Source organism: Neisseria sp. MVDL19-042950 (genome assembly GCF_030504625.1).
In the GTDB taxonomy this organism is placed as follows: Bacteria; Pseudomonadota; Gammaproteobacteria; order Burkholderiales; family Neisseriaceae; genus Neisseria.
Window position 1 is genome coordinate 12,743 of the sequence record NZ_JAUKWH010000010.1, and the last position, 14,709, is coordinate 27,451.

At 46.7% G+C, this 14,709-nt stretch carries 14 protein-coding genes and 1 tRNA gene; 8 read left to right on the forward strand and 7 right to left on the reverse strand.

The window, feature by feature from the left end; genetic code table 11:
• The first annotated feature begins 31 nt into the window (after positions 1-31).
• Both Q0X97_RS09140 and Q0X97_RS09145 read left to right on the forward strand, forming a co-directional pair.
• Positions 32-928 (forward strand): YgcG family protein, encoded by an 897-nt coding sequence (locus Q0X97_RS09140; protein WP_302066659.1) that lies wholly within the window; start codon positions 32-34, stop codon positions 926-928.
• Positions 928-1,440: a TPM domain-containing protein gene (locus Q0X97_RS09145; protein WP_302066660.1), complete on the forward strand. Its 513-nt coding sequence runs from the start codon at positions 928-930 to the stop codon at positions 1,438-1,440. Before Q0X97_RS09140 ends, Q0X97_RS09145 begins: the two co-directional genes overlap by 1 nt.
• A 95-nt stretch (positions 1,441-1,535) precedes the next feature.
• On the opposite strand, the gene accD is transcribed toward Q0X97_RS09145, so the two are convergent.
• The 3 genes from accD to Q0X97_RS09160 form a co-directional block, all read right to left on the reverse strand.
• The gene (gene accD / locus Q0X97_RS09150; protein WP_302066661.1) at positions 1,536-2,405 is read right to left on the reverse strand and encodes an acetyl-CoA carboxylase, carboxyltransferase subunit beta; all 870 of its coding nucleotides are present in this window, start codon (positions 2,403-2,405) and stop codon (positions 1,536-1,538) included.
• A gap of 41 nt (positions 2,406-2,446) precedes the next feature.
• Positions 2,447-3,232 (reverse strand): tryptophan synthase subunit alpha, encoded by a 786-nt coding sequence (gene trpA / locus Q0X97_RS09155; protein ID WP_302066662.1) that lies wholly within the window; start codon positions 3,230-3,232, stop codon positions 2,447-2,449.
• Positions 3,233-3,484: 252 nt separating this feature from the next.
• Positions 3,485-3,955, reverse strand: a complete 471-nt coding sequence (locus Q0X97_RS09160; RefSeq protein ID WP_302066663.1) for an FxsA family protein — start codon at positions 3,953-3,955, stop codon at positions 3,485-3,487.
• A 182-nt stretch (positions 3,956-4,137) separates the two neighbouring features.
• Here Q0X97_RS09160 and Q0X97_RS09165 point away from each other — a divergent pair, with 182 nt between their 5' ends.
• Together Q0X97_RS09165 and Q0X97_RS09170 are read left to right on the forward strand one after the other, a co-directional pair.
• On the forward strand, positions 4,138-4,830 hold the full coding sequence (locus tag Q0X97_RS09165; RefSeq protein WP_302066664.1) for a M23 family metallopeptidase: 693 nt from the start codon (positions 4,138-4,140) through the stop codon (positions 4,828-4,830).
• 228 nt (positions 4,831-5,058) lie between these two features.
• Entirely contained in the window at positions 5,059-5,259 is a 201-nt protein-coding gene (locus Q0X97_RS09170) for a hypothetical protein (protein ID WP_302066665.1), read from the forward strand.
• 56 nt (positions 5,260-5,315) lie between these two features.
• Here Q0X97_RS09170 and dcd read toward each other — a convergent pair whose 3' ends face one another.
• A complete protein-coding gene (gene dcd / locus Q0X97_RS09175; protein WP_085390331.1) occupies positions 5,316-5,882 on the reverse strand; it encodes a dCTP deaminase in 567 nt (188 codons plus the stop codon).
• A 105-nt stretch (positions 5,883-5,987) separates the two neighbouring features.
• Positions 5,988-6,887, reverse strand: coding sequence for a recombination-associated protein RdgC (locus tag Q0X97_RS09180; RefSeq protein ID WP_302066666.1), 900 nt, complete (start codon positions 6,885-6,887; stop codon positions 5,988-5,990).
• A gap of 120 nt (positions 6,888-7,007) precedes the next feature.
• On the opposite strand from Q0X97_RS09180, the gene Q0X97_RS09185 reads away from it, so the two are divergent.
• Positions 7,008-7,083, forward strand: a tRNA-Glu gene (locus Q0X97_RS09185).
• A 99-nt stretch (positions 7,084-7,182) separates the two neighbouring features.
• Here the strand turns inward: Q0X97_RS09185 and Q0X97_RS09190 are convergent.
• Together Q0X97_RS09190 and Q0X97_RS09195 are read right to left on the reverse strand one after the other, a co-directional pair.
• Positions 7,183-7,881: a VIT family protein gene (locus Q0X97_RS09190; protein ID WP_302066667.1), complete on the reverse strand. Its 699-nt coding sequence runs from the start codon at positions 7,879-7,881 to the stop codon at positions 7,183-7,185.
• 308 nt (positions 7,882-8,189) lie between these two features.
• Positions 8,190-9,209 (reverse strand): NAD(P)-dependent alcohol dehydrogenase, encoded by a 1,020-nt coding sequence (locus Q0X97_RS09195; protein WP_302066668.1) that lies wholly within the window; start codon positions 9,207-9,209, stop codon positions 8,190-8,192.
• A gap of 605 nt (positions 9,210-9,814) precedes the next feature.
• On the opposite strand from Q0X97_RS09195, the gene Q0X97_RS09200 reads away from it, so the two are divergent.
• The 3 genes from Q0X97_RS09200 (at position 9,815) to Q0X97_RS09210 (ending at position 14,603) form a co-directional block, all read left to right on the forward strand.
• On the forward strand, positions 9,815-11,080 hold the full coding sequence (locus Q0X97_RS09200; RefSeq protein ID WP_302066669.1) for a TolC family protein: 1,266 nt from the start codon (positions 9,815-9,817) through the stop codon (positions 11,078-11,080).
• A 42-nt stretch (positions 11,081-11,122) separates the two neighbouring features.
• Positions 11,123-13,303: a type I secretion system permease/ATPase gene (locus Q0X97_RS09205; RefSeq protein ID WP_302066670.1), complete on the forward strand. Its 2,181-nt coding sequence runs from the start codon at positions 11,123-11,125 to the stop codon at positions 13,301-13,303.
• A gap of 70 nt (positions 13,304-13,373) precedes the next feature.
• Positions 13,374-14,603, forward strand: a complete 1,230-nt coding sequence (locus Q0X97_RS09210) for an HlyD family type I secretion periplasmic adaptor subunit (RefSeq protein ID WP_302066671.1) — start codon at positions 13,374-13,376, stop codon at positions 14,601-14,603.
• Positions 14,604-14,709 lie beyond the last annotated feature (106 nt).

A 14,709-nucleotide genomic window follows, 5' to 3' on the forward strand; every position in this document is an offset into this window, starting at 1 on the left:
GTCTGAAACTTGAAATCGAAAAAGGAAGCCCATGCAATCCGCAATACAACGCTTCGGCATGTTTCTCGCCATGATGTTGGCGAGCGCATGGCTGTTTGCGGCCGACCTTACTCCCGTGCCGAAACTGACCGCCCCCGTGATGGATACGGCGGAAATGATGCAGCCTGCCGCACGGGAAGAGTTGAACGCACATCTGTTGCAGTACAGCCGCGAAAAAGGCAGCCAGATTGTTGTGCTTACCGTGCCGACCATCGATCCGGAAACGCCGTTCGATTACTCTGCCCGCGTGATGGAAGCGTGGAAACTCGGCCGTAAAGACATCAGCGATGGCGTGTTGCTGCTTTTGGTGCGCGACGAACGTAAAAGCCATCTTGCCGTCGGTCGCGGTTTGGAGGGTACGATTCCCGACATGTACGCCAAGCGCATTCTCGAAGACGTGTTGCGGCCTTACCTGAGTGCCGGCGAACCCGACAAAGGCATAGCGGTAGCCGTGGCCCAGATTGAAAAACTGATTGCGGGCGAACCGCTTCCCGAGGTAAACCCGATCGACCGATACGCCGACGACAGCGACGACGGTTGGATAATGCTGCTGATATTGCCGGTTTTCGCCAGCGGTTTTTTCAGAACGATTTTCGGACGGGCCTTCGGCAGCCTGATTACCGGCGGGCTGACATTCTTTGCCGCGTGGGTGTTGGGTTTTGGATTGATTGTGGCGGTGCTGGCGGCATTGGTCGGCACGGTAATTGCGTTTGCGGTGGGTAGCGGCGCATTTATTTCCGGCGGAAGAGGCGGTCGGGGCGGCGGTTTCGGAGGCGGCTTTGGCGGTGGTCCGGGCGGTTGGAGCAGCGGCGGCGGTTTCGGAGGGGGCGGCGGCTTCAGTGGCGGCGGAGGCAGTTTCGGTGGCGGCGGTGCGTCAGGAGGATGGTAATGGAGCAAAACAGATTCAAACGGCTATGGCAGCATTGGCTGTGCCCGCGTTTCCGTGTGGAGCGTTATTTCCCCACGGCCGACCTGCAACGCATCAGCAGCGAAATAGGGCGTTCCGAGCAAAACCATCAAGGCCAGATACGCTTCGTGATCGAGTCGCGCTATCCGAGCAGCGCCGTGTTAGGCGGTTTGAATACCCGTACCCGCGCATGGCAATGGTTCGGCGAGCTCGGTGTGTGGGATACGGAAATGAACAGCGGCGTGCTGGTGTATATATCGTTTGCCGACCACGCGGTCGAAATTGTGGCCGACAGGGGCATTGCCGGAAAAGTCGGCACGGAAGCATGGCAGCATGTTTGCGAAACCATGCGCGAAGCCTTTAAAAGCGGGGCATTCGTTGCAGGCTTGGAGAGCGGTTTGCGGGAAGTGAATACCATTCTTTCCCGCCATCTGCCGCGTGATCCCCGCGACGGAGCGGTGGATGAATTGCCGAACGAGGTGGTGTTGCGATAAATGTAAGCCTGTTTTGATAAACTCAAATTAAACAGAGGCCGTCTGAAAAGTTTTTTCAGACGGCCTCTGTTTATATTGGTATTGGAGGAGAATGTTTAAGCTGCGCTTACCGCATCCTGACGGCGCAACAAAGTAATCAGATTGCTGATGCGCTGTTTCATTTCGCGACGGTCGACGATTTGGTCAATCGCCCCTTTTTCCAGCAGAAACTCGGCACGCTGGAAGCCTTCGGGCAAGGTTTCGCGCACGGTTTGCTCAATCACGCGCGGGCCTGCGAAACCGATCAAGGCATTGGGTTCGGCCAACACAATGTCGCCTAAGAAAGCGAAACTGGCCGATACTCCGCCCATCGTCGGGTCGGTCAGCACGGAGATAAACGGCAGGTGTTTTTCGGAAAGCAGATGCAGCGACGCGCTGGTTTTGGTCATCTGCATCAGGGAATTCAAACCTTCCTGCATGCGCGCACCGCCCGAAGCCGATACGCATACGAAAGCGCAGTTGTCGGCAACGGCGCGGCGCACGCCCTGTACGAAACGCTCGCCCACAACCGAACCCATCGAACCGCCGATAAAACGGAATTCGAATGAAGCCACAACCACGGGCAGGCCGTTCATGGTGCCTTTCATAACCACCAACGCATCGTCTTCGCCGGTAGTTTTACGCGCGGCGGATAGGCGGTCGGGATATTTTTTGCTGTCTTTGAATTTCAGAATGTCGGTGGGTTTGACCTGTGCACCGATTTCTTCGCGGCCGCTTTCGTCCAACAGCATGTTCAAACGGTCGCGGGCGGATAAAGGATTGTGATGGTTACATTTGGGGCAGACTTGCAGGTTTTGCTGCAAATCGGTTGCATAAAGCGTTGCCGAGCAGGAAGGGCATTTGTGCCACAGCCCTTCGGGAATGCCTGACGCATTTTTATCTGCACGTTTGATTTTCGGGGGTAAGATTTTGTCTAGCCAGCTCATGGTAGCTCCTTGATGTTTTCAGACGGCCTGCGGTGTTTTTGTTAACGGATGGCGTCTTTTAATTCTTTTGCCAACGCGCCGACAGCTTCCGCTTCACGGCCTGCGCTGTTTTCGATTTCTTTGACAATGCGGCTGCCGACGATAACGGCATCGGCAACAGCGGCAATTTTTCGGGCGCTTTCGGCATTGCTGATGCCGAAACCTACGCCGATCGGGATGCTGATATATTTGCGCAAAATTTCAATTTTACGTGAAACGGCTTCGGTATCCAACTGCGACGAACCGGTTACGCCTTTGAGCGAAACATAATAAACAAAGCCGCCTGCGTGTTGCGCGATGGTTCGGATGCGTTCTTCGGTTGTCGTGGGGGCAATCAGGAAAATACAGTCGATACCGTTCTGCTTCAGCGCGTCGTGCAGTGTGGAAATGGTTTCGACGGGGGAATCGACTGTCAACACGCCGTCTACGCCTGCTTCGGCAGTGGCGCGGGCAAAGGTTTCGTAACCCATTTTGTGTATGGGGTTGAGATAGCCCATCAGCACGACAGGCGTGGTTCGGTCGGTTTGGCGGAATTCGCGTACGACTGCCAGTACATCGTTCAGTGATACGCCTTTTGCGAGGGCGCGCTCGGCGGCGCGCTGAATGGTGGGGCCGTCTGCCATCGGGTCGGAAAAGGGCACGCCGAGCTCAAGCAGATCGGCACCGTTGGCAACCAAACTGTGCATAACGGCCAGTGTGGTGCGGATGTCGGGGTCGCCGACGGTAATATAGGGAATCAGGGCTTTTTCGCCGTTTAAGGCTTGGAAGGTTTGCTGGATTCTGCTCATTGTTTGTTTGCGTCGGGCTTTTCAGACGGCCTGACGGTAAGTTTGAAAAAATAAGTATAACATTGCTTTGATTCGGTCTGAACGATAATTTACATTTATTGCAGATAAACGGGGGCGTTCTACGGCGTGATATCGTCTGTATTTTTATATCGCCAAATCAGTTTGTTCACTATCAATTAACCGATAAAAAAAGGCCGTCTGAAAACTTTTCAGACGGCCTCAAGCATAATGGGGAACCTGTTTGTCTCGGCATTAATCCCGTTTATGTTCGATATAGTCTTGCATGCCCGGTTCGGACGGCGTTACGGTATATTCGCCTTCAATGATATCGTCGTCATTCGGGCGGGGGCGTGCGAAAGGATTGTGTTGCGAGGTGAATGTGGCGGTGTTGATCTCTGCAATCGGTTTCCCTTTAATCGGCAACAGCAGAATCAAAGCGATAATCAGCGATACGAAACCCGGACTCATCATCAAAACGGCTGCAACGGCATAACGGATGGGCCAAAGCATTTGGTAAAACGAAACCTGCCCGCCGCCGCGCACGGCAGCCCCCGCCATCAGCAAACCTGACAAACCCGTGTGGCGCAGCATCATCGCTCCCGCCACAAAACTCAATGTCATCAGGCCGAGTGTTGCTGCCCCGCCAATCCAATCCGCCATCCATACGATGGACATGATTTCCAAAAACAGCAGTACTAGAAAACCGATACCGAAAAAACGCATTGTGTTGTTTCCTTTAATAGTCATTTTTACCCGTGCCGCTAAAATAAAGCTAACGTTGCCTGCTTTCAAGCAGTCGGGGTGTGAAAACGGGTAAAGCATAAATTGTAAAAAAAAGTAAAGGGGTTGCAGTTGGGTCGTCTGAAAGTGTGGGCTGCCGTCCAAATTTGCTATCCTTACGCCCCATGAATACACAATACTTTCCCAAACTGAAAAAAATATTTTTGAGTGCTTCTTTGATGGTATTGGCAGCCTGTGCAGGCAACCCTGCCAGCGGCCCCGTACCCGAAGGGCATTACCGCGTACAGAGCGGCGATAACCTTTACCGCATCGGCTTGCGTTTCGGACAAAGTGTGAAAACATTGGCGGAATGGAATAATCTGCACGACACATCTAAAATCGAAGTCGGCCAAGTGTTGCGCGTCCGTTCGCGGGGTGTAATAACCGCTTCTTCTCCGCACCGCGCCGCTTCCCGCACAAGCGAGTCCCAACAAGTAGCACCGGTCAACCGCCTGAATTTGCAATGGCCGGTTGAAAACGGAGTTGCCAACATCATCGAACAATACAACGGCAACTCCAATAAAGGCATTGATATCAAAGGCGAACCGGGCACGCCTGTTAAAGCCGCCGCTTCAGGAAAAGTGCTGTATGCCGGAGAGGGTTTGCGCGGATACGGTAAACTGGTGTTGGTGAGCCATAACAGCAGCACGTTGACTGCCTATGCGCATAACGATAGTATCAGTGTGCAAAAAGGCCAAACCGTTCAGCAGGGGCAAACCATTGCCACAATGGGCAGCACGGATACCGATCGCGTGAAGCTGCATTTTGAAGTACGGATTAACGGAAAAGCCGTCAATCCGATGTTGTATTTGCGTTGATTTGAAAACGGAAAATGAAGTGTTTGAGGCCGTCTGAAAACACGTTTTCAGACGGCCTCAAACATTGAAAAAATTTATTTTGCTTTTTGTTAATAACTATTTATAAAGTTGTTGTAATGTATTCCAATACCATTTAGCCATGAAAATAAACCGTTGGGCAAATATTTGAATACCCATACGGCATTTGCTTTATTCTGCAATCTCAAAAAATTAATAAGGAATACAGCTATGCGTATGAGTGTTTTTTTACTCGCAGCAGTATTGGTAGGTGGAACGTATTATTTACAAGAAAGCCCTGAACTCAAACAAAGCATTAAGCAGACTTTTAGTCGCGAAAACTTGTTTGAAGTAAAATTTAAGGATGCTGAAAAGCAAAAAGAATACGAAAAGAACAAATCATCATTGTTCTACTCATCTTCACAATCATAATCAGCCAAGAGCATGTAAAAAGGCCGTCTGAAAACTTTCAGACGGCCTTTTTAATATCAGGTTTTAGGCAGAGTTACGCCTGTTTGCCCCATGTATTTGCCTTTTCGGTCTTTGTAAGAGGTTTCGCAAATTTCATCACTTTCAAAAAACAATACTTGTGCTACACCTTCGCCGGCATATATTTTTGCAGGCAGCGGTGTGGTGTTGGAGAACTCAAGCGTAACGTAACCTTCCCATTCCGGTTCGAACGGAGTTACATTCACGATAATGCCGCAGCGTGCATAAGTGGACTTACCCAAACATACGGTTAATACGTTGCGCGGAATACGGAAATATTCCACCGTACGGGCCAGAGCGAAAGAATTCGGCGGAATAATGCAATAATCGTCTTCAACGGTTACAAAGTTGCGGGTATCGAAATTTTTCGGGTCGACAATCGTGCTATTGATGTTGGTAAAAATTTTGAATTCATTGGCACAACGGATATCGTAACCATAGCTTGATGTGCCGTAAGAAATGATTTTTTTTCCGTCGATTTCCTTAATCTGGTTCGGTTCGAACGGTTCGATCATGCCGTGTTGTTCGCTCATCCGGCGTATCCATTTGTCGGATTTAATGCTCATAATGTTTCCTTGTTTTCATCAATATACCGTCGCGTTACATTTCAGACGGCCTGTATTCGATGGGTTTAAATCGTATGGTTCTGTCAAATCGGTGGCAGGGAAGGTTTATTCCTGCCAGCCGCCCAAATAGCCTACCAGTTCTTCCAGCATAGTGCTTAAGGCTTCCGTCATCAGAATTTGTGAAGCAAAAGTAAGGCTGGCCGCATCATCGCCGTGGCCTTCGGCTTCTTCTTGCAGAATATCAAGATACTGGATGCGTTTTAAGGTAAAGTCTTGGGTAAGGATAAAAGCAATTTGTTCACGCCATACGAGGCCGAGTTGGGTAACGGTTTTGCCGTTTTTGACGTGCTGGATCACCTCATCGGCGGTCAGATCTTGTTTGGATACTTTTACAACAGGAGCAACATCGCCGGTACCTTTCAGTTCGCAGTCGCTATCCAGCTCGAAACCGCCTTCCGCTGCACCACGTAATAACCATTCGGTCATCAGGCTGCCCGGAGATTGTTTGGTGTTGGGAAGATGGGCTTCAAGGCCGCCTAAAGCCTCGCGAAGTTTGGTTAGCATGCCCTCGGCTTTGCTTGAAGAGGCATTATTTATAAACAAATAGCCGTGTTTGGTATCGAAAATGGCTTGCGTGCGGCTGCTACGGGTAAAGGCGCGTGGTAGCAAATCGTCGGTAATTTGTTCTTTTAATTCTTGTTTTTCTTTACGGCCTACATTGCGGGCTTCAGCATTTTGTATTTCGACAATACGTTCATCCAGAATGTCGCGAATAACGCCGGCAGGCAACACTTTCTCTTCTTTTTTCAATGCAATGCGCCATGTGTAGTCGGCAGGGAATACGGTTTCGGGTGAAAAAGGAACCGGTGCGGCAAAGCCTTCGCTAAACCAGTCCAAACCCATGCACGGGGTGAATTCTGCTTCGGTAAGTTTGGCTGCCAGCGTTTCCAGCTCGGGCAGTTTGTTTTTGTTCAGAGGGTAAAAGCTGATTTGTTTGAACCACATGGCATTTCTTTCATTTTAAACCGGTGCATTATACAGCAGCCAAAGAGCGTCTGAAAGGTAATATGCCTTCGTTTTATTGACAAGCCGGTTCTATATCGGTATAGTGCCCGACTCGGTTACGCGCCCATCGTCTAGAGGCCTAGGACACTGCCCTTTCACGGCGGCAACCGGGGTTCGAATCCCCGTGGGCGTGCCAGATTTTTAAAAGCCTCTTTAAGAAGAATTTCTTAAGAGGCTTTTTTCATAAGCCATTCATTTTTGGATTACTTTGTTTCTGAAACATTCTTTTCTAAATTTAAGTTTGGACATCAAGCAAATAACCTATTAAACCGGTGCTTGCGAGTGCGACCGTACCCCATAGTAATACGCGTATTAATGCCGGTTTTGTGGGAGCTCCTCCTAATTTTGCCGATAAATAACCCAGTATTCCCAATCCTGTCAGCGTGCTGGCGGCCAGTATCGGCATCATGATGAAAGTAGGGCTGAGAACGGCTACCAATACCGGTAAAACTGCTCCGATACAAAATGCAAAGGCCGAGGCTGCTGCTGCCTGTAAAGGCTTGGCTTTCATTTCTTCGATAATGCCGATTTCGTCGCGTGCATGAGCTTCTAAAGCATTATGTGCGGTAAGTGCGCAGGCCACTTGGTAAGCGAGGGTTTTGTCCAGCCCCCGACTTTGGTAAATATCGGCTAGCTCGGTTAATTCTTTGTCGGGATTATGGGTGAGTTCGTGGGTTTCTTTGACAAGATCTGCTTTTTCGGTATCTGCTTGACTGGAAACGGATACATATTCTCCCGCAGCCATTGATACGGCACCTCCAACCAATGCGGCAATACCGGTAATGAGTAAAGTTGATGAATCGGGCTTGGTGGCGGCTAGCCCCATTAGCAGGCTGGCGGTGGAAATCAATCCGTCGTTAGCACCTAGTACGCTAGCCCGTAGCCAGTTATTACGTTGGCTGAAGTGTGGTTCGATATGCCAAGAACGACTCATGGTTTTGTCTCTCCGCGGATGTTAAGGTTAGATGATAAGAGGCCGTCTGAAAAACATTGAATGGTAAGGGAAAGCAGTTGGCCTATGGATAATTATATTTTTGATAACAGGGGTTTACTGTTTTTATGTTGCGTTAGAGTGTTATGGTGCTGTTTAAATTCACAATGATTGCGGCTGTTGTCTGAAGGTTGATTGTTTGTTTATGAGGCCGTCTGAAAAGTTTCAGACGGCCTCGTTTGTGTGTGGCGGTACATCGGTTGGTACGATAATAGGCTGATGTGTCGGATGATTGCCGGAAATGTTCCGAATCATGCAAAATCGTTTTTCAATACGATGCGGTATCGTACCTTGCCATCACGCAAGCGTTGTAAAGCGTCGTTGATTTTTGACATTGGAAATTCTTCTGCAATTGGTTTGATGTTTTTACGGGCGGCAAAATCCATCATCATGCGCAATTGTATCGGTGAACCGGTAGAAGAGCCGGTTAAAGATCTGGCACCGTTGATTAAGGAAAAAGCATGAATTTCAAGTGGTTCGAGCACTGCGCCGACAATATGCAACTTACCTTCAAGTTTCAATAAATTCATGTAAGCACTCCAGTTTAACGGCACATTTACGGTAGAAACGATTAAGTCCAAACTGCCTTTGGCAGAATCGAGAGAGGCTGGATCGGTGGAATCAAGAATATGGTGTGCTCCCATCGCTCTGATCTCATCGTATTTGGCAGGATTTGAGCTGAATGCGGTTACTTCGCAGCCCCAAGCATTAAAAAAAGCCAGAGCCAGATGTCCTAAACCGCCTATACCGATAACGCCGATTTTGTATCCTGCATGGATGCCGTGTTGCAATAGCGGTTCAAACACCGTAATTCCACCGCATAGCAAAGGCCCTGCTTTGGCAATATCCATACCTTCGGGGATGGGAATGACCCATTGCCATTGGGCGCGCACTTTATCGGCAAAGCCGCCCATGTGTACTATCGTAGGTACGGCTTCATTGCAATAGCCTGCATTGCCTCCGATACAGGGATTGCAATGTTGGCATGAAGCCGCCGTCCAACCCACCCCTACTGTTTGGCCTATATGCAGTCCTTTGGTATTGCTGCCGAGGCGCACGATTTTACCGATAATTTCATGGCCGGCCACCAGCGGGTAGCTGCTGTAACCCCATGCGTTATCGATCATTGAAATATCGGAATGGCAGATGCCGCAGTAATGCACTTTGATTTCAACTTCATCGGCTTTTAAGTTGCCTGCATCATAATCGTAGCGCGTTAAAGTGGAGTGGGGTGAGGTTGCTGCATAGGCACGGATGATATTTTCTGACATGGGATATCCTTTCGTTAGATTCCGATAGGAGGCCGTCTGAAATACTTTAATTGCACAGAAACCGATCTTTAAGACGGCCTGTATATCTGGATTGGTTTATTGCTTGAGGAATGTAGGGTGCAAGTGCGGCGGTTTGGAACGTTCTTGTGTTCTGATTGGAATTATAGACACTTTTAGGGATGGTAAGTTGTGTAGGACGATACTTCTTTAATTCCTGAATATTAAAGTATAGATTGTCGCTTGATAGTGGCAGACTAGAGTCGAGGAAGGCTGATACTAAAAAGTAAGAAAAACAACACTTGGAAAAATTTATGGGAGTGAATTTGTGTGAAGTGAATATAGTAAATATAATTTAACAATCGTAATATTAGAACAGTAACTAAAAAAATAATGTGAGCAAAATAGTAAATTAGGTAGTAGTATCATTGTTTAATTACTTTGAGTAGTCAATATTTACCTTTTATCTGAGAATAATCGAGAACTCTCAAAGAAAATGTTATGCTGATGCACCTTGCATATGGCTGCTTGTTTGGCGAAGCAGGCCGAATTGCCATTATTTTTTAGATACATTACGAATATACCGATCATACAAAAGCTATAAAAACATGCAAAATCTTACGCCCACGTCCCCTATCAAAGGTTGGCTGAAATATTCAGTAGCCTCCCTCATTCTGTTTTTCAGTGTTCAGCCCGCTTATGCGCAGGAACTGAAAGATATCCTTCGTAGAGCATTGGTTTCTGATCCCATCCTGCAAGAAGCAAAAGCAAATGAAAATGCGGCCAAAAGTATAACCAAGGCAACTCGGGCAAGGCATTATCCCGTACTTGCTTTAACCGGCACTCAAGTTCTCAAACAAAAAAACAAATATACGAGCAGTAACAGAGATAATGGCTTGGGCGTGCGCGGCAGTTTGAACCTGTATTCGTGGGGCGCGATTAATGCGGCCGTTAAAAGAGAAAAAAATAAAGAAACTTACCACCACTATAAATATTTCGAAACACAAGAACAGTTGGGTAGTGAGATTGGGAAGTTATATTTAACGGCTCTTCGCGCAAAAGAATCTTTGGCAGTTAGTCAACAAAGCTTGAATAGACACAATAACCTGTTAAAAGATTTAGATATTATTGTGAAATATGATGCAGGCCGCCGTTCCGAACTGGTTGAAGCCCAGGCACGGCGGCTGCAAGTGGAAACCACAATATCTCAATTAAATAGAACAATGGAATTGGCTTTGAGCCGTTTATCAAAATATACTGCGTCTCCTATATCCGCTAAAGATTTGAAAGACCCGTTCCGAAATTACACTGCGTCTTCGTTGATTAAGCAATATAAAAGCAATGATAAAGGCCTTAATCCTTCTTATTTGGCACAACAAGCCGAACGGGAAAGTGTTAATGCCGACTTGGCTGTAGCCAAGGCAGAACGCTTACCTGCTCTCAATTTGGAAGGTAGTGCAACGCAAGATAACAAAGAGCTATATTTAAATTTGTCTTGGAACGTTTTGGATATGGCAGCCCGCCATAATGTGGAGAGAAATGCTCATGCCCTGATTGCTGCCGATGCCAAATCGGAGCAGATTTTACGTGAAGTAACAGAGAAAGCGCGTACCACCGAAATTGATATGGTGCAAAGTGAGCAACGTGCAGAGATTACCGCGCAGCATATTGTGGCGCAAAAAGAAGTGGTTAAATCATATGAGCTGCAATTCAAAATTGCCCGCCGTACCTTAACGGATGTTTTGGGTTCATATAATGAGCTTGCCGGTATTGAGCAGGAGAATATCAATGCCCGTAACGACTTCAGAGATGCCGCACTTGAGTATTTGGTGGCTCAGTCTCAGGTTGCTAGCTGGTCAGGTATCAACCACTAATATTAAAAAGAATTTATACATTATTTACGTGAAAACATTACCATGAAATCAATTATCGAACACATCGCTTTAGCAACCCGTTTATTGGGTGCTCCGGTTTCTGAGGCGGCTCTTTCAGCAGAAGTTGTGCGGGATAAAAAGCTGAATGTTAATTTTCATTCTCTTACCGAAGTATTAAGAAGCCACGGTTTTGAAAATACACTCTCTAAGCGGAATCTGGAGGATATCCCTTCGTTAGCTGTGCCGGTCGTTATTATCTTGCATAATGAAGAAGCTGCGGTAATCACTAAGATCGAAGGTTCGGGGCGGGAGCGCAAATATCATGTGCGCCAGGCAGACGGATTGGCACAAGAGTTGGGTCAAGAGCAATTATCCATCTTGTATTTAGGCTACTGTTGGTTTATCAAACCCAAAATGGTTTCTGATACACGGTCCGAGTTGCCTGAATATCATTTGCCGAAATCATGGTTCTGGAAAGTTATCTGGCGTTTCCGCAGTTATTACTACCAAGTTATTTTGGCAACCTTTATTATCAATTTTTTGGCTTTGGTCAGCTCATTGTATGTTATGAACGTATATGACCGAGTTATTCCAAACCAAGCTTATGAAACATTATGGGTGCTGAGTATAGGGGTAATTTTAGCTATTACGTTTGAATTCGCAGCCAAAATGATACGGGGTCATTTAACCGATATCGCCGGAAAAAAAGCGGATTTGATTATCAGCTCGGCATTGTTCAGACGAGTGATGGCTTTGCGTTTGGCAGATCGACCGGCCTCATCAGGTTCTTATGCCAATAACCTGCGCGAGTTCGAAGCTGTGCGTGAATTTATGACCAGTGCCAGTTTGTTAACTTTGGTGGATTTACCTTTCCTACTCTTGTTTATTACCGTTATCGGTATTGTGGGCGGTAAATTGGCATTGGTGCCCTTAACGATCATCCCGATTGTTGTGGTTGTCGGTTTATTGGTGCAACGGCCATTATCACGCCATATCAATGAGTCGATGAAAGAGTCTTCACAACGTTCCGGTTTGGCGGTGGAAGCGATAGAAGGTATTGAAACTTTAAAAACCAATAATGCTACGACTTGGGCACAGCAACGTTGGGACGAATATACTGCCAAGACATCTGCTTCATCTATCAAAGTAAAAGACACCAGCAACTTCATGGTAAATTTTGCCGTCAGCATGCAGCAGTTGAATACAGTATTTTTGGTATTGTTAGGTACTTATCTGATTCATGCTGATAATCCTGCTGACCGAATTACCATGGGTGCGTTGATTGCGTCCGTCATTCTTTCCGGACGTGCCTTGGCTCCATTGGCTCAGATTGCAGGCTTGGCAACCCGTTTCCAACAAGCTAAGTTGGCTTTGGAAGGCGTGAATAATATTGTAGAACGGCCTATTGAGCGTAATCCGGAACGTAAATATATTACTCTTGACCATGTACAAGGCAATATTACATTTGAGAATGTGTCATTCAAGTACAAACAAGAAGGAAGTGCCGCAGTTAGTGATTTGCGCTTAAATATTCGCCCGGGTGAGAAAGTGGGTATTCTGGGACGGATCGGTAGCGGTAAGAGTACCATGCTCAAATTGGCGAGTGGATTGTATGATGCAGAATCAGGCAATGTTATGTTAGATGGCGTTGATATGCGTCAGCTCGATCCTAATTTTCTCCGTAATCAGGTAATGCTGTTAAGCCAATCTCCCCGTTTATTCTTGGGTACGTTGCGGGAAAATTTAGACTTGGCAAGGGTTGACGGTTATTCCAGTGATCAAGATTTGTTAATTGCTCTGAAACGTTTCGGCCTTGACCGAATCATCCGCAGCCATCCACGCGGATTGGATATGCCTTTAGGTGAGGATGGTTTGGGGTTATCTGGAGGGCAAAAACAGATCATTGCTCTGGCTCGTATGACCTTGCGTAATCCCAAAGTTGTGTTACTCGATGAACCGACGACAGGTTTGGATCAAGCAACTGAACGTATGGCGCTGAATGCCGTGGCTCAGTGGGGTAAGGACCGTACACTGGTTGTGGTTACCCATCGTCCGCAAGTATTGCAAATCGTTAATCGCATTATCGTGATGGATAACGGCAAGGTTGTGATGGATGGTCCTCGTGATTTAGTTTTGCAGAAACTGATGCAAAATGAAAGTAACAAAGAAGAAAAACAGCTTCAAGCGACCAAACAACGCGAAGCTGTAGCTGCAGCCAATTAATATCAAAATACCAAATATAATAAAAAGCCTTTCAGACGGCCTATAACCATACTGTGAAAGTATCATCATTATGAGTAGTGAAAACAACATCAAATCCAAAGACTTAAATCTAGTCAATGACTTAAATGCCGCGTTGCAGAAAGAAAAGCATAGCGGCCAGTTTTGGGTCATTATCTTATTTTTTGTTTTCTTGGTTGTATTTGTTATTTGGGCATACAACAGCCCTATCGAAGAAGTTACGCGCGGACAAGGCAATGTCATTCCCAGTAGCCGCGAACAAATTGTACAAAGCCTTGATCCCGGAATCATTACCGAAATGTTGGTAAAAGAGGGCGATGTTGTGGAAAAAGGTCAAGTGCTGTTAAGACTTGATGATACCCGCAGTTCAGCTATTTTGCGTGAGAGTGAAGCAAAAGTACAAAATCTTGAAGCCATGGTTGCTCGCTTGAAGGCAGAAGCTCATGGTACCGAGCTTCAATTTCCGGAAGGTATCAGTAATGACTTGAAACAGCGCGAACAGGCGGCATTTGCTGCTCGCCGTCGAGCGGTTACTGATGCAATTCAGAATTTGAAGATCAGCAAAGCAACTTTAGATAAAGAAATCAGCATTACCGCACCTATGGTAAAACACGGAGTGGTATCCGAAGTGGAGCTTCTGCGTATGCAACGTGAGTCGAGTGAGCTTGCATTGCAAATTTCTGAGCGCAAAAACCGTTATATGGCTGATGCAAATAATGAGCTGGTACAGGCAGAATCTGAGTTGGCTCAAGCAAAAGAAAATATGGCTATGCGCGCCGATCCGGTTGAGCGTTCGCAAATCCGTGCACCGATGCGCGGTATTGTAAAAAATATTCAGATTAATACTGTTGGCGGCGTGGTAAACGTAGGTCAGGATATCTTGCAAATTGTACCGCTGGACGACAAATTATTGGTTGAAGCTTATATTCGTCCTCAAGATGTTGCCTTCATGCGCCCGGGGTTGCCTGCGGTAGTGAAAGTAAGTGCTTATGATTACGCTATTTATGGCGGATTAGACGGAAAAGTTACCTTAATCAGCCCTGATACTGTAAGCAATACTAATCAAGCACGTGCGAATGATTTGAAACTTGATCCCAATCAAGTGTATTACCGGATTCTGGTACAAACAGACAGCAACAGTTTGAAAGATAAAAACGGTAAAGATATGCCGATTATTCCGGGTATGGTGGCAACAGTAGATGTGAAAACCGGCGAAAAAACAGTTTTCCAATACTTAATCAAACCGATTACCCGTATGAAACAGGCTTTGCGTGAAAGATAATTTTATTTCGCTGTATTGACATTACCCCTTGATTTGTGAATTTTAAATTTATATTTAAATAACAAATCAAGGGGTTGTTATTTTTTGTATGTTGTAATAACGTCAG